This is a genomic window from Variovorax sp. efr-133-TYG-130, assembly GCF_030208835.1.
Taxonomy (GTDB): domain Bacteria; phylum Pseudomonadota; class Gammaproteobacteria; order Burkholderiales; family Burkholderiaceae_C; genus Variovorax.
In genome coordinates this window covers 76,855-94,825 of the sequence record NZ_JARVTD010000010.1, presented here as the reverse complement: position 1 = coordinate 94,825, position 17,971 = coordinate 76,855, and the positions used below count along the sequence as shown (strand labels likewise).

Here is a 17,971-nt window from a genome sequence, read left to right as displayed (position 1 = left end):
GCGTTTTGAATATTTCAATGATTGAAGTTAGATGACAATCGGGACCGCCTGAATTATTCTTGTGGGGATACGATTCAAGGCAATCGTGAAAAAGAGCACGAAACAAAGCTGATGCTGAGCGTTTCCTGAATTATTTATTGCATGTCCATTGCAATTTTTGAAACAATCAAAGAGCGCCGTGAAAGATTGGCGCGCTCAATTTCAAGGACAGGCGCGAAAAATTTCACGTCGAGCCGACGGGCGCCGCTAACTATCCGGCGCGTTTTGCCGAAGAGAGGGCGCGCTTGGTCTCTGGTGCAAACGCGAGCAGTCCGCGCGAACGGCAATTGCTTACCGTTGCTAAGGTTTCAGGCTGCGTGCAGGCCTGACTCGGGGGATCAGGCGATGGATGGCGCAACGCGCGTTGGGGAGCGCGTCGGCGTGAAGGTGACGGAGATTTCGTCGACGGCGGCTGTCGACGAAAAGGCTCTTGAAGATCTTGAAGGCAACGCTCTGGGGCACTGCCGCCTGTGCCCAGGCTCGGCTCAGTCCGGCTGGATCACGCCTTCGTCGAGATAGCGCTGGTATTCGGCGATGGGAATCGCCGTCGTCTGTGCGCTTCCGCCGTCACCCCAACTCAGCACTGCGCTGTCGGGTGCCAACTGGACCTCGATCGGGCCCTGGGGAATCAGGATGAGGGGGCCATCGCCGGCCCTGTACTCGACATCTCCGGTGACTTTCGCGTTCGCTGGCATGGGGTGCATTCCTTGGGCTGGGGTGGCGGAGCCATCAGCTTACCGCGCCTGTGCGCAGGAGGGGGCGTCGCACCGCGACGAATCGTGTAGGCCTGACCGCCGTTCGCGGTCGTCATATCGGCGTCATGGGCCGCGTGGCACGCTCGCGCTCGTCTTCCCTAGGGATTGAAGTCGAGAAAGTGCGATGAAGCCACTGCATGGAGTCGTTGCGTTGGCTGCCTGCCTGCTGGCTGTCGTGGTGGTCGTGCTCGCGGCATGGAGCCCCGCGACTGAAAAAGCCGCCGGCGTGAGCGACGCCGCATCGGTTCCGCTGCTCGAGATCCGCTGGCATGGCGGCGGCATCGTGCTGCAGGGCGCGGTGCGCGACTCGGCCACGCAGCATGCGTTGGCGCAAGCCGCGGCCGAGCGTCTGGGCGGGGAGACCGACCAGGTGACCGACTGGCTCGACATCAAACCCACCGGGCTCGTCGTGGCCGACCCGGCAGCGCTCGCGCGGCTCATCCGTCTCGGGCAGGAGGGCTGGCACCTGCAGCGCCGGCCTGCCGAGGCGCGGCTCGCGGTGCAGTCGCTCGCCGACACGCGCAGCGCACAGGCCCGGTCGTTGTTGCAAAGCGCCTTTGGCCCAGGTGTCTCGGCCCGCCTGGTCCAGCTGCCCTGAAATTCGAGAAAGCTCCGAAACCTCCAAGGGCCGAAGGGATTCACGGCGCCGTCATGCGTCTTCACCAGCATCGGCTGCACTCAAACAGAGGAGAGGTGCCATGCAACCATCATTGAAACAGCTCGCCCTGGCAGGCGTCGTACTCGCCACGCTGACCGCCTGCGGCGGCAGCAACAATTCGAACAGCCTCCCGCCGCTGCCGGCGCCCACCGCTTCCAATCCGGCGGCGCCAGCGCCAGCGCCAGCGCCCGCGGTGCCAGGCACAGTGGATGTCAAGCTCATTGCCTTCAACGACCTGCACGGCAACCTCGAGCCCCCGAAGCTGACGATCTCCGCGCCGGCCAAGGGTGGCGGCACGGTGGCGGTGCCGGCCGGCGGCGCGGCCTACATGGCTTCGGCCATCGCAGCGCTCAAGGAGAAGAACCCGAACAACGCGGTGGTGTCGGCCGGCGACATGATCGGTGCGTCGCCGCTGGTGTCCGCGCTGTTCCTGGACGAGTCGACCATCGAGGCGGTGAATGCCATGAAGATCGACTTCAACGCGGTCGGCAACCATGAGTTCGACAAGGGCCAGACTGAACTGCTGCGCATGAAGAACGGCGGCTGCGCGAAGAACACCGCGCTCGAGCCGTGCCGCGTCAACAAGAACTTCCCGGGTGCGAACTTCGGCTTCCTGTCGGCCAACACGGTGAAGACCGACGGCAACACGCTGTTCCCCGCCACCGGCATGAAGAGCTTCACCAAGGACGGCGCCACGGTCAAGGTGGCGTTCATCGGCATGACGCTGAAGGGCACGCCCAACATCGTCACGCCCGCCGGCGTCGCCGGCCTGAGCTTCAAGGACGAGGCCGACACCGCCAATGCGCTCATCCCGCAGCTGAAGGCCCAGGGCGCCGACGCCGTGGTGGTGGTGATCCACGAAGGCGGCACCACCACCGTGGGCTACAACGACAAGAGCTGCACTGGCCTGAGCGGCGACATCTTGCCCATCCTCAACAAGCTCGATGCCGCCGTCGACGTGGTCATTTCGGGCCACACGCACCGTTCCTATGTGTGCGACTACGGCAAGACCAACCCGGCCAAGCCCTTCCTGCTGACCAGTGCCGGCCAGTACGGCACGCTGCTCACCGACATCAACCTGACGATCGACACCCGCACGCGCAAGGTCACGGCCAAGGCGGCGGACAACGTGATCGTGCAGGGCGAGGGCTACACCAGCGGCGCCACCACCTATGCGGTGACCGACCAGTACCCCGTGTTCGGCAAGAACCAGCAAGTGGCTGCGCTGATCAGCCAGTACCTCACCATTGCGGGGCCGCTGGTGCAGCGCGTGGTGGGCCAGCTCACCGCCACTGCCACACGCACGCAGACGTCGTCGCGGGAAAGCGTGATGGGCAACCTGATCGCCGACGCGCAACTGGCCGCGACCAAGCCGGCCGACAAGGGCGCCGCGCAGATCGCCTTCATGAACCCGGGCGGCGTGCGCGCCGACCTCGCGCCCGCTTCCGACGGCAGCGTGACCTACGGGCAGATCTTCGCGGTCCAGCCCTTCGGCAACAGCCTCGTGGTCAAGACCATGACCGGCGCGCAGATCCGGGCGGTGCTGGAGCAGCAGTTCAACAGCGGCGCCAACACGACCGCGGCGCCGAGGGTGCTGCTGCCGTCGGCCGGCTTCACCTACACCTACAACCTTGCGCAGCCCGCCGGCTCGCGCATCACCAACATGGCGCTCAACGGCACCGCGATGGCCGACGCCACCAGCTATCGCGTCACGATGAACAGCTTCCTGGCCACGGGCGGCGACAACTTCACTGTGTTCAACCAGGGCACGAACACGCTCGGCGGCGACCAGGACGTGGACGCGCTCGAGGCCTACATCAAGGCCGGCAGCCCGTTGGCCCCGCCGGCAACGGACCGCATCACCAACGCCACGCCGCCCTGAGCGGCCGGCGGCGCGCGCAGGCGCATCGGTTGTGGCTTGCCGTAGACCAAGCTGTGCCACACCCACTCTGCCGGGCCGAAGCGGAAGCGGCCCAGCCACCAGCAACTGAAAAGCGCCTGCAGCCCGAAGATCGCGAGACCGGCGAGCGCAACCCCCAGGGGGCCGACCCGCGGCCCCGGGCCCAGCCCGATGCCGTGGAACAAGCCAAGGCCGACCAGCGTCTGTGCGAGGAAGTTGGTCAGCGCCATGCGGCCCATCGGCGCCAGCTTGCACAACCATCGGCGCCACGCGGATTGCTGGAACAGCAGCACGAAGCCCGCCATGCAGAAAAGGCACAGTGCCAGCGGCGCGATCTCGCGCAGCAGGCGCGCAAGGACGAGGCCCGCGCCGCCATGCGGCCAGGCAGCGACGCGGTTGCCGCCGTGCTGCAGCATCAGCAGCAGCGTGCCCGCGACCACGCCGACGCCGAAGCTCGCGCGCAACAGTCGGACCCAGAAGCGCCGGTGCGCCACCGACTGCTGCAGCACCGGCATGCGCAGTTTGCAGGGACGCGTGCCGCCGGACTGCAATGCGAAGCCGGCGCCGAAGAGCAGCGCGAAGAGGGTGATCGACCTCGCGTCGAGCAGCGGCACCCCGAGCAGCGCGAAGCCGCGCAGCGCGTCGAGCAGTTCAAGGCGCCGCGTGGCTTGCGCGGACCCGGGCACTGCCGGGGATCGCGCGCGCGGCGCGCCGGTGTTCGAATGGCTCGGGGAGCCGCCCGCGGCTGAATAGCGCGGCGGCCTTGCGGGATCGGATGTCATCGGAGTTCGCAGGGTCGGGTCGGATGCCGGATGTCGGGCGGCTGCAGCGAGCCGCCCGTGCCAGACCTGCGATGCTATGAATCAGCATTGCGCGAACATTGCGCTGTTCGGCGCATGCGCCCCGCGCTCAGACGGCCAGGTTCTGCTCCACGTCCAGCGTCTTGCGGCGGGCCAGCGCGAGGTTCGACTTGGCTTTGTCGAGCACGAGGTAGACGAACAGGCCTTCCTTCTTCTGCATCGGCCGGATGATGTGGTACTGCCTGCCCAGGGTGATGAGGATGTCCTCGATGACGTCGTTCAGGCCCAGGTCGCGCATGGTGCGCAGCTTGGCGCGGACCACTTCGGTGTTGCCCGCCGCCGCCACTTCCAGGTCGACGCCCGAGCCGATCTGGCCCAGGATCATGCCGCTGCTGGAGTCGACCAGTGCCGCGCACAGCGCGCCGTCGCAGGTCATCAGGTCGTCCATGGATTGCTTGATATTTGCCATCGGAATCTTTCCTAGTACCTCGCCCCTGAAAGTCGGCAGCCACCCGGGCGAAGAGGTGGGCGGCTGCCGGAGTCGAACCGGTGCGGCCGGGGCGGGCCCTCAGGCCTGCTGCAGCGACAGCGTTGCCTGCTTCGCGAAGTAGAGGACCTGGCCGATGATCGCGTCCTTGCCCGTGACGACGCTCACGATGAGGGTGATCTCCGGGTGGCGCGCCTGCAGCATCAGGATGTGGCCGTGGGTCGCTTCGATGGTCACGTTGTCGCAGGCGCCGAGGTTGCTTTCCTCGCCCGCGACCGCGCCCAGCGCCGCAAGAGAGCTGGCAATGGCCGAGAGGCGGGCCACCTGCGCGGTGTTCTCCACGCGCGCGGCCAGTTCCAGGCCGTCCTCGGTCGAGATCACGACCGCTTTCACGCCCTTGATCTCGCGCATCAGCGTGTCGATGGCGGCTTCGGCGGCGAGCTTGATTCTTGGCGTTATTTGCATGAGGACTCGAGGGTGAAGGACGGGGCTCAGGTTTCAAGCTGCAGCAGCAGCAACTCCAGCAGCTCGACCACCTGCCGTGCGTCGGTGACGTTGGCCGGCAGCACGGGGCAGAGCACGCCCCGGGATTCCATACGCTGCGCATAGGCGTCGATGTCGGGCTGGGGGTGGGCATCCATGCGGCCCACGGCGACCACGCAGGCGGTCCTGGCGATGAGTTCGGCAAAGCCGTCGAGGTAGATGTCCAGGTCGGCCAGCGGGTCGGGGCGGCTGTTGTCCACCAGGATCACCAAGCCGAGCGCGCCGCGCGCCAGGATGCGCCACATGAAGTCGAAGCGCATCTGGCCGGGCGTGCCGTACAGGCGCAGCTTCTCGCCGTTGTCGAGCGTGAGTTCGCCGTAGTCCAGGCCGACCGTGGTGGTGGCCTTGGCCACCGAGGTGTCGCTGTTGAGCACGTCGGTGCTGACCGGGGGTATCTCGCTCACGGCACCGATGGCGGTGGTCTTGCCGGCGCCCATGGTGCCGGTGAAGAGGATCTTGTGTTCGACAGTCATTTGTGCCCGGTCGTCAGCAGGCCGAGGCGGCTGCGGATGCGCGCCAGCAGGCCGGGTTGCACGGGGTCGCGCGCCAGGGCCTGCGGACGGCTGTCGATCGGCAGAACCGAATCGGGCGCCGACGGCGTGGAAAGCGCGACCGGTGGCACGGCGACGGCGGCGGGCGCGGGCTGGCGGGCGCTTTCGAGCAACTCGGCGCGCCGCAGGTCGGCGAGGAAATCGAGGCAGTCCTGCGGCGCGAGGCCCGAGCGCTGCCGCAGCAGCAGCAGGGAAGTCGGCCGGCCGGTCATGAGGGTGGCCAGGCGAACGCGCGCGGGCGTCTCTAGCAGGGCGGCGGGCGGCCAGCGCAGCAGGCGGAATTCCTCGTCGTCGGCAATGTGGGAGTCGGGCGCCGCGATCCCGAGGCCGCGTGCGTGGACGACCATCGCGCCGAGCCGGTTGAGCGTGTTCTCCAACTCGTCGGCATGCAGCGGCAGCGACAGGAAATGGCCGCCGCGCTGCGGATCGGGCTGGCCGATGGCCAGTACCGGCACGGCCGGCGCCGGATCGTCGGCTTCTGCGCTGGCTTGCCCGCCCACCACCCGGAGGTCGGCCTGGCCGGCCTTCCAGGCCCAGTGCTGGTGGGTGCGGTGGTCCAGCAGGCGGACCAGGGACTTGAGAAGCAGCTCTTCGCGGGGCGGCAACCCCTCGACGCTGAAGCTCAGCAAGGCGCGCTGGCCCTTGATCGCGGGAGTGGCGGCGCTCGTCATGGCAGGTATGCGTGACTGCGATGCGCCTCGACGGAGGGCGTCAGCATGGGGCGGATATGCCGGTTTGGATGCAACTCAGGCTCGCAGGAAAGGGTTGTATCAATATGTGTGACGATAAAAATATAACACCTGTTGCAAATAAAAACACAAGATTACGGACGAAGTTGTTGCGCCGAGCACCGGATTCGTTCACCGACACCGTGTCTTCGCGTAGGCGGATTCCTCAAGCCCCATTTGCCCCGGTTTTGCGGATTTAGCATGGCTCATCTGCCGAGGGAGGCAGAGATTTCTTCGCCGAACCATGTTTTTCCAAAGGAAGACGCTATGAACACCCTGAATCTCCGCACGCTTGCCGTTTCGTCTGCTGTCGCCCTGGCCAGCATCGCGTTTGTCGGTTGCACCACCACGAAGCCGCAGGATCAGGCCAGCAGCACGTCGTCGCGCACTTCGATCGACGCGCAGGTCGATGCCTCGCTGTCCAAGCTGTATGACTCCGTGAAGGGCTCCCGCGAGCTGGTCGCGCGTTCGAGCGGCGTGCTGGTGTTCCCCGCCGTGGTGGGTGCCAGCATGGGCGTGGGCGCCGAATACGGCCGCGGCGCACTGCGCGTGAACGGGCGCACCCAGTCGTACTACAGCACCACCTCGGGCTCGCTGGGCTTCCAGGCCGGTGCGCAGTCGAAGGCCGTGGTCTACGTGTTCACCACGCAGGCTGCGCTGGACAAGTTCCGCAACAGCAAGGGCTGGACGGCCGGCGCCGACGCCACCGTGGCCGTTGCAACCATCGGTGCCAACGGCAGTATCGACACCAATACCCTGCGCCAACCGGTCGTGGGCTTCGTGATGACCAACGTTGGCCTGGAAGCCGGCGTCTCGCTGTCGGGCGCGAAGATCACCGAAATCCAGCTGTAAGCTGACCGCTCGCTAAAAGCACTTAGTGGCCGAGCCGCGCCTGCAGCTCGGCCACTTGCTTGCGCAGGGCGTCGTTCTCCGCAGTCAGCTGCAGGACGCGCTCCTTCAGCAACTGCACCGTGTCCGCGTCGGAGGACGATTCATCGTCGCCGGCCGCGGTTTCAGCGGGCTCCTCACGAGGTTTTTTCTTCGACTCGCGCACGCGCTTGGCCGCCTGCTTGAGTTCGTCCTTGCCGGCATTCGCCGCGGACACCTGTTCTTCGGCCGGCAAGGTGGCCACTGCCGCGGCGGTGTTGATGGAAATCACGCCCGACTTCACGGCCGCCACCAGTTCAGGCGCGGCCTGCTTCTGGATTTTCTCGATCATCACGACCTGGCTGCTGCTCAGCCGCGCGGCCCTGGCAATGGCCTCGCGGCTATTCAGCGGCGCGGGCGGCGGCAGGGGCACGGCGCCTTCCTCGGCGCCGGTGTCGGCCGGCGGATCGACGTCGAACGGCGCATCGCCCGCCGGCGCCGGGGCGGCGGAGGCCATGCGGGCGCGCTGCTGATCCACGATGTCCTTCTTGCGCAAGGCGAGCACGCCGCGCAGGAAATCGGAAATGCTGCGCCGGCCCAGGTGCTGGTCGATCATCCACAGATGCACGTCGTCGATGCTCTTGAAGCGCGTGTTCTGCACCGTCTGGAACGGCAGGCCGTGCTTCTGGCAGATGCCGTAGCGGTTGTGGCCGTCGACCAGCACGTCCCCCCACAGCACCAGCGCGTCGCGGCAGCCTTCGGCCAGGATGCTGCGTTCCAGCGCTTCGTACTCCTCCGGCGTCAGTGGGTCGATGTAGGCTTTGAGTTCTTCGTTGACGACGATGTTCATGGGTGCGGGATCGGGGAGAGGGGCGGAATTCTAGATGCCCGCCGATCCCCCGCTGCGCACCGCCCGTATGTCGAGGGGCCTCTCCCATTGCAGAGGCGCGATGTCGCGGCAAACCAGCCGCATGCCGCTGCCGTCGGTGGCGGCGCAGACGGCAACCAGGTGCCCGGGCGTGGGCCTCAGTTGCCAGAAATGCCGATGCGGTGCGTTGTCGCCGCGCGCGTCACCCCACAGCGCGAATCCGATGCGGTCGTCGGCATCGTCCAGCGCGAAGCCGAAGCTGTCGAGCGGGATCTGCAGGCCCATTCCGCGCGCCTTGATGTAGCTCTCCTTCAAGGTCCACAACTCGAAGAAGCGATGCGCACGCCGCGTGGGCGGCAACGCGGCCAGCGCCTTCGCCTCGGCCGGCGAGAAGAAGTGGTCGGCGAGCTCCAGAGAGGCCGTGCGGGCGAGGCTCTCGGCATCGACACCCATCTCGAGGTTTCGCGCGAGCGCCAGCACGATCAGCCCGTCCGTATGGCTCAGGTTGAAATCCAGCCCGTCGACGGCCTGCGTCATCGGCTCTGCGATGCGAGGGCGGCCGAAGCTGCCTTCGGCAAAGCGCCAGTCCTGCGGCTTCACCGGCGCATAGCGCGACAGGACCGTGCGCACCAGCACCCGCGTCAGCAGGTGGCGATGCCGGTCGCGCTGGAAGTGGAAGCGCGCGGTCCGCGCAAGTTCATGAGGCTCCAGCAACGCACGACAGGCCGCCTCCAGCGCCGGCTCGCCCGATTCGCCGTGGCGGCAGAACCAGAGATGGATTTCGCCCGGAGGAAGGGGAAGGGTGGCGTCGGCTGGGGACATGAGTGCGCCGATGAGCGCGGCCCGTTCAGCCGCGCTTGGGAATGCCCAGTCCCTTGACGACGGCGGGCCGCGCCACGAAGGCTTCGAGCACGCGGGCGACGTTCGCGAAATCGTTGAAGCCCACCAGCTCGCCGGCCTCGTAGAAGCCGACGAGGTTGCGGATCCAGGGGAAGGTGGCGATGTCGGCAATGGTGTAGCTGTCGCCCATGATCCATTCGCGGTTCGCGAGGTGCCTGTCGAGCACGCCGAGCAGGCGCTTCGATTCGCCCACGTAGCGGTCGCGCGGGCGCTTGTCCTCATAGTCCTTGCCGGCGAACTTGTTGAAGAAGCCGAGCTGGCCGAACATCGGGCCGATGCCGCCCATCTGGAACATCACCCACTGCAGGGTCTGGTAGCGGCCGGCGGCGTCCTGCGGAATGAACTTGCCGGTCTTCTCGGCCAGATACAGCAGGATCGCGCCCGACTCGAACAGCGCCAGCGGCTTGCCGCCCGGGCCTTCGGGGTCGAGGATGGCGGGAATCTTGTTGTTCGGGTTGAGCGAGAGGAACTCCGGCGACATCTGGTCGTTGGTCTCGAAGCTCACGAGGTGCGGCTCGTAGGGCAGGCCGGTTTCCTCCAGCATGATCGACACCTTCACGCCGTTGGGCGTGGGCAGCGAATACAGCTGCAGCCGTTCAGGATGCTGCGCGGGCCATTTCTTCGTGATGGGGAAGCTCGAGAGATCGGTCATGGGTGGTGTCCTTGGGTTCACGGAAACTGCAAGCGCCGGATTCTGCACGGGTCAGGCCGCCGGCGTGCGTGCGTGGCCTTGCAGCCGCGGCAACACCTCGCGCCCCAGTTCCTCGACCACCTCCGTGGCGGGCCGAGGGCCGCGCACCACGTTCATCAGCACATGCGCCACGCCGGCGTCTTCCATGCGGTCGAGATAGGCCACCAGTGCATCGCGCCCGGTGCGCAGGCCGAGCTCGATGGCCTCGGCCGGCGCGGCGGGGTCTTCGAGCAGGTCGATCTGCAGCGACTGGATGAAAGGCTTGGCCTCGCCGTCCGCGCGCTCGCGCAGCGCGGTCTGCCACAGGCCGATGCGGCCCTGCTGGCGTGCCTCGTCGCGGTGGTAGGTGGCCCAGCCGTCGGCATTGGCGGCGGTCCATTGCAGCGACTGGCGCGCCGAGCCCACCACCAGCATGCCGATGCGTTCGTCGGGTGGCGCCATCAGGTCGTGCCCGCCGGTGGCTTCGCGCAGCGCGGTGCGGCCGGCTTCATCGGGCGAGAGCGCCGAGCGCACCAGGTTCCAGCGCTCGCGGAAAGCGTCGCCGCGCAGCGCGATGTCTTGCCTGAAGATGGCGAACTCGGCCTCGCGGTCGCCGGAGCCCAGGCCGAGGATGAAGCGCTCGCAGGACAGCCGGTTCAGCGACAGCGCCGCCTTGGCCACATGCAGCGGATGGCGCAGCGGCAGCACCGCCGCGGCCGTGCCGAGCGCAATGCGCCGCGTGGCGCCCGCCAGCATCGCGAGCCACACGAAGGGTTCATCGAGCACCGATATTTCTTCGCCCTGCGGCACCATCACCGGCACGTCGCGCGTCCACAGCGCGGCAAAGCCGAGCCGGTCGGCGAGGGCGGCAACTTCGCGCTCCGCCTCGGGGTCGGCCATGGCGCCGTTGGCGCGGGCCACGGGCGTCATCAAACCCAGTGTGAGTCGGCCGGCGAGCAAGGTCCGCCTGTAGGCGGTGTTGAAGGGAGGCATGTACGGAAGACGCGAAGGCGCACGTGAGGTCCTGAAAATGATGATCGCACGTGCGATCGCATCGCCTTACACGCGTCGAGCGCGCTTGCGTGCTGCCGGCGCGGGCTTGGCCTGCAGCGAGAACAGCCGCACGATGGACTGCCGCACGTCGGCCTGCATCGCTGCCACCGCGTCGGCGTCGCCCGAAAGATGCTTGAGCAGCGCCTGCTGGAACAGCCCGTCGAACAGCGCGTAGGTGGCCGAGGGCGTCAAGCCGGGGTCTTCGCCGGACAGCTCGGCAAAGCGGCTCATGATGCGCCAGATCATGTCTTCCAGGCTCTTGTCGATCTGCACGACGTCGGAGCGGAACGCTTCCTCGAACAGGGCCTGCGAACGCAGGTCGTACCAGAGGCGGTGCACATGGCCTTCGTCGCGCAGCGTGTCGGCCAGGCTCTGCAGGAAGCCTTCCATCAGCTCGTCGCAGGTGTTCGCGCTGTCGACCGCATGGTCGTAGCGGGTGACGCAGCGCGCCTTGTACTGCTTGACGCTGCAGATGATCAGGTCGATCTTGTCGCTGAAGTAGTAATGCAGCACGCCGTGCGAGAACTCGGAGTTCTGCGCGATCTCCCGCAGGCTGGTGCGCGCATAGCCCAGCGCGGCCAATGTGGTGAGCGCGGCCTCGCCCAGTTCCGCACGCCGCTCCGAGAACTTGTCGATCCTTGCCTTGGGCACGCGCTCCGCTTGCTTCTTTGTTGAGCGTTGTTCTGTCGTCATTTCAAAACGGACCGCTTGCATGCCGGCCCCCTGTATCCGTGTTGATTGCAAACCATAGCACGCAAGCGGGAGAACCCGCATCCGGCATGTCACGCATGCCATTCTATGGATTCTTGACACTCGTCAAATAAATCCTTGACACGTGTCAAGTCGATTTCTAGCATGGCCGCTCCATCTCACAAACATATCCACAGGAGACAAGTGATGGCCAAGTTCGACTTGAAAGGGCGCCGTGCGCTCGTGACGGGCGGCGCGCGCGGCATTGGCGCGAGCATTGCCGAAGCGCTGGCGGCGGCCGGTGCGTCCGTGATGATCGGCGACGTGCTCGCCGACCTCGGGCGGGAGACCGCCACCCGGCTTTCTTCTTCAGGCGCGAAGGTGGGCTTCGTTCCGCTCGACGTCACGAAGGACGGCGACTGGGCCTCGGCCACCGAGACCACGGTGAAGGAGCTCGGCGGCTTCGACATCCTCGTCAACAACGCGGGCATCGAGATCACCTCTCTGGTGATCGACGTCGACGGCGACGACCTGCGCCGCATGCTCGACGTCAACGTGGCCGGCACGCTGCTCGGCATGAAGCACGCCTTCCGCGCGATGCGCCCCGGCGGCAGCGCGGGCGGTGGCGGGGCGGTGGTCAACATCGCGTCGGTCGCGGCCACCATCGCCTTCCCGGCCATCGCCGGCTACTCGGCCAGCAAGTCGGCGGTCGACCGCGCCACGCGCGTGGCCGCCATGGAGTCCGGCAAGCTGGGCTACGGCGTGCGCGTGAACTGCATCTACCCCGGGCTGGTGCCCACCGACATGGGCATGAAGCTCGCCAGCGACATCGTGGCCGCGGGGCTCGCGCCCAGCGTGGAAGCGGCCGTGGGCGACGTGGTCGGCCAGACGCCGCTCGGGCGCCTGGGCGAGGTCGGCGACATGGCCGACGTGGTGGTCTTCCTCTGCAGCGACGCAGCCCGGTTCATCACCGGCGCCGGCCTCGCGGTGGACGGCGGCATGGGCATGTGAGCACACGACATCAAGGAGACACAACATGAGCAGCAGCAAGAAGAAACCCGTCGTCGTCTACGGCGCCTCCGGCTACACCGGACGCCTGATCTGCGAGTACCTGCGCGAGTACAACATTCCCTTCGTTGCAGCGGGCCGCAGCGCGCAGAAGGTGGAAGCGGCGATGAAGTCCAACGTGCCCGGCATCGAGACCGCGAACTACGAGGTGGTGGAGGTGGCGCATTCGGTGGGCGCGCTCACCGAGCTCTTCACCGGCGCATCGGTGGTGCTCAACACGGTGGGGCCTTTCGCCAAGTTCGGCCCCGAGGTCGTCGAAGCCTGCCTGGCCGCCGGATGCCACTACACCGACACCACCGGCGAGCAGGACTGGCTCATCACGCTCGAGCGCGAATGGGGCGACAGGTTCGCCAAGGCCGGCCTGCTGCTCTCGCCGGGCCTGGCGCAGATGTACACCACCGGCGAGATCGCGGCGCAGCTGTGCCTGGAGACGCCGGGGCTCGACACGCTGGACATCGCCGTGTTCTGGGGCGGCAGCCCGACCATCGCGTCGACCCAGACCATCCTGGTCAATGCGGCCACGTCCAAGGCCTACTACCTGGAGCAGAACGAGTACGTCGAATGGCAACCCGACGCCGGCCTGTACCACCTGTCGATTCCGGGCCAGCACGAGGCGGCGCTGGCATTGCCGTGGGGCGGCACGTCGCACCCGGTGTGGTTCAAGCGCGATCCGCGCGTGGCCAACGTGAAGGTGCTCGGCGGCGTCTTCAACAAGGCGCTGATGCAGGGCGTGCCGCAGATCGTCGCCGCCGCGCTCAAGGCCACCGAGGGCATGAACGACGAAGACCGCTATGCCGCGCTGGCCAAGACGGCGGCGGGCGTGATGAACACAATGCCCCCGCGCGAGAACCCGCGCATCAACAAGTCCGTCGATTCTGTGCATGCCTCCGGTCCGCTGGGCCGTGTGCACTGCGTGATCTTCGGCAACTGCAACTACAAGCAGACCGGCTTGCTGCAGGCCTATGCCGCCGCCTCGCTGCTTCAGCAGCCGCCAAGGCGGGCCGGCTTCGCCTCGGGTTGCCAGGCCTTCGGGCATCGCGAGTTGCTGGGTGCGCTGCGCAGCTTCGGGCTGGTGCAGGAGCCGGCGCTCACGCGGCTGGGCTGACGCCATGCGCCTCGTCGACTACCTCGACAAGGGCGCCCAGCTGGGTGCCCATGCGCCGTGCCTGACCCTGGGCGCCACGGACCTGAGCTATGCCCAGGTGCAGCGCATCAGCTGGCGCGTGGCACGCGGCCTGCAGCGCGCCGGCGTGCGACCGGGGGACAAGGTGGCCGTGCTGTCGAGCAACGACGCGACGGCTTTCGCCACGGTCTTCGGCATCTCGCGCGCGGGCTGCGTGTGGTGCCCGGTCAACCCGCGCAACGAGGCGAGCGAGAACGCCTTCGTGCTCGACGCGTTCGACTGCACGTGCCTGCTCTTCCACGGCAACTACGCCGACATGGTCGGCCAGATGCGCCCGCAGTTGCCCAAGCTGCGGGCGCTGGTCTGCCTCGACGGGCGGCAGCCCTTCGCGCCCTCGCTGGAAGACTGGCTCGAAGGGCTGGACGACTCGCCCATCGACATCGCGCCGCCCGACGACGTGGCCATGATCGCCGGCACCGGCGGCACCACCGGTCAGCCCAAGGGCGTGATGCTGTCGGGCCGCAACCTCGAGGCGATGTCGGCGCTGACGCTCATGGGCTATCCCTTCGAAGGCCGGCCCGCCTATCTGGCGCTTGCGCCGCTCACGCATGCGGCCGGCGTGCTGTGCCTGCCGGTGATGGCGCTCGGCGGGCGGGTGGTGATCATGCCCAGGCCCGACCTGGGCGAGTTCCTCGGGCTCATCGAGTCGCACCAGATCACCCACACCTTCCTGCCGCCCACGCTCATCTACATGCTGCTGCAGCATCCGCAGCTCGCCTCGGCGCAGCTCGATTCGCTGCAATGCTTCTGGTATGGCGCTGCGCCCATGTCGGCCGCGCGGCTCAAGGAGGCGCTGCACAAGATCGGCCCCGTCATGGCGCAGCTCTTCGGCCAGACCGAGGCGCCGATGATGATCTCGATGATGTCGCCGCGCGAGCACTTCAACGCAGACGGCACGGTTGCGGGCCATCGGCTTTCATCGGCCGGCCGGCCCGGCCCGCTGGTGCAGGTGGGCGTGATGAATGGCGACGGCGCGTTGCTCCCCGCCGGCGAGAGCGGAGAGATCGTGGTGCGCGGCTCGCTCGTGATGCAGGGCTACTACAAGGACCCGCGCGCCACCGAGGAAGCGAGCCGCTTCGGCTGGCATCACACGGGCGACATCGGCTACCTCGATACCGACGGCTACCTGTACATCGTCGACCGTGCCAAGGACATGATCATCTCCGGCGGCTTCAACGTCTACTCCGCCGAGGTGGAGCAGGCGCTGATGCAGCACCCGGACGTGCAGGACAGCGCGGTGGTCGGCCTGCCCGACGAGAAGTGGGGCGAGCGCGTGGTGGCCGTTCTGCAACTGCATGCCGGGCGGCAGGTCGACGTGGAAGAGATCAAGGCCTTCGCCAAGTCGCGCATCGGCAGCGTGAAGGCGCCCAAGCAGATCGAGGTGTGGCTCGACCTGCCGCGCTCCAAGGTGGGCAAGGTGCTGAAGAAAGACGTGCGCGCGACGCTGCTGCAGGCCGCCGGTCAGCCGCGCGTGTAGTTGTCCTGGTGCGCCTTGCGCAGCTCGAACTTCTGGATCTTGCCGGTGGACGTCATCGGCAATGCCGCCAGGAAGATGATCTGCTTGGGCACCTCGAAGCCGCCGAGGTGCTCCTTGCAGTGCGCCGTGAGCGCGGCTTCGTCGAAGTCCGCGGGCGCATCGGGGCGGCGCGTCACGAAGGCGGTGATGGCCTCGCCCCAGTGCTCGTGCGGCAGGCCCACCACGGCGGCGTTCATCACGCCCGGGTGGCGCAGCAGCACTTCCTCGACCTTGATGGAGGGCACGTTCTCGCCGCCCGACTTCACCATGTCCTTCAGGCGGTCGAGGAAGATGAGCTGGCCGTCGTCGTCCATCCTGCCGAGGTCGCCGGAGTGGTGCCAGCCGAAGCGCTGCGCATTGGCGGTGGCCTCCGGGTCCTTGTAGTAGCCCAGCATCACGTTGGGCCCGCGAAAGACGATCTCCCCGACCTGCCCGGGGGCCAGCAGTTCGCCGCCGTCGCCCATCACCGCGACCTCGTTCACCAGCGTGCCCACGCCCCAGTAGGAGCCGAAGCGCTTGCGCTGCTCGCTCGCCTCGAAGATGGTGGCGCCCGGATACATCTCGGTCTGGCCCGACACCATCGCGAAGCTGGGGCAGAACTCGTCGAGCAGGCGCAGTAGCAGCGTGCGTGACATGGGCGCCATCGCATACACGCACAGCCGCAGGCTCGACAAGTCGCGTGTGGCGCGCTGCGGATGGGCCAGCAGCGCGCCGTACATCATCGGCAGGCCCACGGCCACGGTGATCCTGTGGCGCTCGATGGCGGCCAGCATGGCGCCGGGGTCGAAGCCGCGCAGCACGACCACCGCGCCACCCACCGACAGCGCCGACATCAGCACCGTGTGCTGCCCGCAATGGAACAGCGGCAGCACGCTGCTCCACACATCGGCGCGCTCGGGGCTGCTGCCCCATTCGACCATGTTGCTGAGCAGCACCGAATGCACCGAAGCGTGCGAATGCATCACGCCCTTCTGGCGTCCGGTGGTGCCGCTGGTGTACATGATGAGCGCGAGGTCGGTGCTGTCGATGTCCACGTCGGGCAGCGTCCCGGGCCCTTGCGCGACGGCCTGTTGCACGGTCGGGATGCCCGGCGGCGGCGTGTCGCCGTCGAGCACGCACAGCTGGGGAGACACGCCCGTGGCCTGCAGCAGTTCACGCAGCTCCGGCTTCGCATGCAGCGCGGTGTCGATCACCACGTGCCGCACTTCGGCGTGCGCAAGGATGTAGCCGATGGCGTCCACCGCCAGCGCGGTGTTGATCGGCACCCACACCAGCCCGGCCTTCTGGATGCCCAGCATGGCGATCACCATCTGGGTCGAGTTGTTGCACAGCATGCCCACGCGCGCTCCCTTGGCGAGGCCGAGGCCCAGCAGGTGGTGCGCGAAGCGGTTCGAAGCCGCGTCGAGCGCGCGGTAGGAGAGGCGATGCTCGCCCTCTATCAGCGCCGTGCGCTCGCCGAAGCGGCGCGCGGAGCGATGGATCACGTCGCCCAGGGTTACGCGTGAAATGCGCGCGTGAAGGCGCGGGGCCGACGAGGGCGCGAGGCCGGTGACGGCCGTGGTGGTGGCTGCAGGCATGCTTGTGTCTCCGTTCTTCGTTCGTTGGGGCGCAGCCTAAGGCTGGCCCCCGCGTCGCGTCTTGCGAAGACTGGCTGCGCGCAGCCGCTGCGGCGTTGCCTAGAAGCGGGCCTTCAGGAAAGCCGAGGGGCCTTGCAGCCGCACCTTCAGGCGCGTGTCTGCAAAGTCGGCGTCGCGGGTGAGGTCGATGTTGGTCACGTTGTAGGCGAGCACCAAGCCGACGTTCTTCACCGGGAACCACTCGACGCCCGCGGAGGCGTTGTAGATGTTGCCGTGGAAGCGGCCGCCGTTCTTCCACACGCCCGAGGCGTCTGCGAACAGCCGGAGGTCCGGCGTGATGGCATGGCGCACGCCGATTTCCAGCAGCGGCGCGATCGCGTTGTCGCTCGAACTCTGGCTGTACGTGCCGACCTGTCCGTTGACCACGGCGCTGGCGCTCGCTCCCAGCGTTGCGCGGTAATAGGCCGCGCCGGCACCCAGGCCCAGCACCGTGTTGCCACTGCCGATCCACCACTTGTACGACAGCTTGGCGAAGTCCAGCTTGGTGCTGATGTTGGCGTTGCCGAAGGTGTTGAGCGAGCCGAAGCTGCCGAAGCTGTTGTTGCTCGCGATGCCGCCCGAGTAGTCGCGCTTGTATTGGTAGTAGTCGAAGGAAATGCCCTGGCTGTCGCCGAGCAGCACGTCGGCGCTGACGCGCGGCATGGTCACGCGGCCGGGCTTGATGTCGCCCGACTGCAGCGAGCCGTAGGGCGAGTTGACGGAAGCGTTGAACTTGGGGTCGGCGTTGTAGCCGCCCACGGAGAAGCTGAAACGGTCGAGCGCCGGCGACGGATCGGCGAGTGCGGGCGCGGCGGCGAACAGGAAGCCTGTGCCGACGAGCGCGCCGATGGCGCCGAAGCGGACGGTCCAGTCGAAAGGACGGGAATGAAGCTGCAACATGAAAATGGATCCTTCAGATGGAAAAGAAAAGCCTCGCGCATGCGCATTCCGGAGCAGCTCCCTGAGAGCGGCCGGCAAGGTAGTGGAAGCGCGTGATCAATTACATGCGCGCTCGGCGGCTGCGTGTGTAGGACTTTCTTGATGGTCGCCGACTGCGCGAGTTTTTTGCCGTCACGGGC

General features: G+C 67.3%; 19 protein-coding genes. 6 read left to right on the top strand and 13 right to left on the bottom strand.

What is annotated here, in order from left to right; all coding sequences use genetic code 11:
* Positions 1-524: 524 nt before the first annotated feature.
* Positions 525-734: a hypothetical protein gene (locus tag QRN67_RS11925; RefSeq protein WP_081268037.1), complete on the bottom strand. Its 210-nt coding sequence runs from the start codon at positions 732-734 to the stop codon at positions 525-527.
* Between the two features lie 184 nt (positions 735-918).
* Here QRN67_RS11925 and QRN67_RS11920 point away from each other — a divergent pair, with 184 nt between their 5' ends.
* Together QRN67_RS11920 and QRN67_RS11915 are read left to right on the top strand one after the other, a co-directional pair.
* Positions 919-1,392: a hypothetical protein gene (locus QRN67_RS11920; RefSeq protein ID WP_285411945.1), complete on the top strand. Its 474-nt coding sequence runs from the start codon at positions 919-921 to the stop codon at positions 1,390-1,392.
* A 100-nt stretch (positions 1,393-1,492) separates the two neighbouring features.
* Positions 1,493-3,334 carry a bifunctional metallophosphatase/5'-nucleotidase gene (locus QRN67_RS11915; protein WP_285411943.1) on the top strand — a complete coding sequence of 614 codons (1,842 nt, stop codon included), beginning with the start codon at positions 1,493-1,495 and terminating at the stop codon, positions 3,332-3,334.
* On the opposite strand, the gene QRN67_RS11910 is transcribed toward QRN67_RS11915, so the two are convergent.
* From QRN67_RS11910 to QRN67_RS11890, 5 genes are all read right to left on the bottom strand, one after another.
* A complete protein-coding gene (locus QRN67_RS11910) occupies positions 3,265-4,134 on the bottom strand; it encodes a DUF418 domain-containing protein (protein WP_285411941.1) in 870 nt (289 codons plus the stop codon). The two genes, QRN67_RS11915 and QRN67_RS11910, sit on opposite strands and share 70 nt — an antisense overlap.
* Positions 4,135-4,261: 127 nt before the next feature.
* Entirely contained in the window at positions 4,262-4,621 is a 360-nt protein-coding gene (locus tag QRN67_RS11905) for a hypothetical protein (protein WP_081267979.1), read from the bottom strand.
* A gap of 99 nt (positions 4,622-4,720) precedes the next feature.
* Complete coding sequence (locus QRN67_RS11900; RefSeq protein ID WP_081267980.1) at positions 4,721-5,104, bottom strand: roadblock/LC7 domain-containing protein; 384 nt, start codon at positions 5,102-5,104, stop codon at positions 4,721-4,723.
* A gap of 26 nt (positions 5,105-5,130) precedes the next feature.
* The gene (locus QRN67_RS11895; RefSeq protein ID WP_285411940.1) at positions 5,131-5,655 is read right to left on the bottom strand and encodes a GTP-binding protein; all 525 of its coding nucleotides are present in this window, start codon (positions 5,653-5,655) and stop codon (positions 5,131-5,133) included.
* Entirely contained in the window at positions 5,652-6,404 is a 753-nt protein-coding gene (locus QRN67_RS11890; RefSeq protein WP_081267982.1) for a hypothetical protein, read from the bottom strand. Before QRN67_RS11890 ends, QRN67_RS11895 begins: the two co-directional genes overlap by 4 nt.
* A gap of 324 nt (positions 6,405-6,728) precedes the next feature.
* Between QRN67_RS11890 and QRN67_RS11885 the strand changes: the two genes are divergently transcribed.
* Positions 6,729-7,313 carry a BPSL1445 family SYLF domain-containing lipoprotein gene (locus QRN67_RS11885; protein WP_285411937.1) on the top strand — a complete coding sequence of 195 codons (585 nt, stop codon included), beginning with the start codon at positions 6,729-6,731 and terminating at the stop codon, positions 7,311-7,313.
* Positions 7,314-7,335: 22 nt separating this feature from the next.
* On the opposite strand, the gene QRN67_RS11880 is transcribed toward QRN67_RS11885, so the two are convergent.
* The 5 genes from QRN67_RS11880 to QRN67_RS11860 all read right to left on the bottom strand — a co-directional run bounded on the left by QRN67_RS11880 (position 7,336) and on the right by QRN67_RS11860 (position 11,512).
* Positions 7,336-8,178 (bottom strand): ParB N-terminal domain-containing protein, encoded by an 843-nt coding sequence (locus tag QRN67_RS11880; protein WP_285411936.1) that lies wholly within the window; start codon positions 8,176-8,178, stop codon positions 7,336-7,338.
* 30 nt (positions 8,179-8,208) lie between these two features.
* Positions 8,209-9,018: a 4'-phosphopantetheinyl transferase family protein gene (locus QRN67_RS11875; protein ID WP_285411935.1), complete on the bottom strand. Its 810-nt coding sequence runs from the start codon at positions 9,016-9,018 to the stop codon at positions 8,209-8,211.
* Between the two features lie 25 nt (positions 9,019-9,043).
* Positions 9,044-9,748, bottom strand: coding sequence for a glutathione S-transferase N-terminal domain-containing protein (locus tag QRN67_RS11870; RefSeq protein WP_285411933.1), 705 nt, complete (start codon positions 9,746-9,748; stop codon positions 9,044-9,046).
* 51 nt (positions 9,749-9,799) lie between these two features.
* Entirely contained in the window at positions 9,800-10,696 is an 897-nt protein-coding gene (locus tag QRN67_RS11865) for a TIGR03571 family LLM class oxidoreductase (protein WP_503010893.1), read from the bottom strand.
* Positions 10,697-10,825: 129 nt separating this feature from the next.
* Positions 10,826-11,512 (bottom strand): TetR/AcrR family transcriptional regulator, encoded by a 687-nt coding sequence (locus QRN67_RS11860; RefSeq protein ID WP_285411930.1) that lies wholly within the window; start codon positions 11,510-11,512, stop codon positions 10,826-10,828.
* Positions 11,513-11,716: 204 nt separating this feature from the next.
* Between QRN67_RS11860 and QRN67_RS11855 the strand changes: the two genes are divergently transcribed.
* Genes QRN67_RS11855 through QRN67_RS11845 form a run of 3 tightly spaced genes read left to right on the top strand, consistent with a single transcriptional unit; the run spans position 11,717 to position 15,237 of the window.
* A complete protein-coding gene (locus tag QRN67_RS11855) occupies positions 11,717-12,520 on the top strand; it encodes an SDR family NAD(P)-dependent oxidoreductase (RefSeq protein WP_285411928.1) in 804 nt (267 codons plus the stop codon).
* A 25-nt stretch (positions 12,521-12,545) separates the two neighbouring features.
* The gene (locus QRN67_RS11850) at positions 12,546-13,682 is read left to right on the top strand and encodes a DUF5938 domain-containing protein (RefSeq protein WP_081267990.1); all 1,137 of its coding nucleotides are present in this window, start codon (positions 12,546-12,548) and stop codon (positions 13,680-13,682) included.
* Positions 13,683-13,686: 4 nt separating this feature from the next.
* Entirely contained in the window at positions 13,687-15,237 is a 1,551-nt protein-coding gene (locus QRN67_RS11845; protein ID WP_285411927.1) for an AMP-binding protein, read from the top strand.
* On the opposite strand, the gene QRN67_RS11840 is transcribed toward QRN67_RS11845, so the two are convergent.
* Both QRN67_RS11840 and QRN67_RS11835 read right to left on the bottom strand, forming a co-directional pair.
* On the bottom strand, positions 15,222-16,853 hold the full coding sequence (locus QRN67_RS11840) for a class I adenylate-forming enzyme family protein (RefSeq protein ID WP_285411926.1): 1,632 nt from the start codon (positions 16,851-16,853) through the stop codon (positions 15,222-15,224). The genes QRN67_RS11845 and QRN67_RS11840 overlap by 16 nt on opposite strands.
* 99 nt (positions 16,854-16,952) lie before the next feature.
* Positions 16,953-17,792: a hypothetical protein gene (locus tag QRN67_RS11835; protein WP_285411925.1), complete on the bottom strand. Its 840-nt coding sequence runs from the start codon at positions 17,790-17,792 to the stop codon at positions 16,953-16,955.
* Between the last annotated feature and the right edge of the window lie 179 nt (positions 17,793-17,971).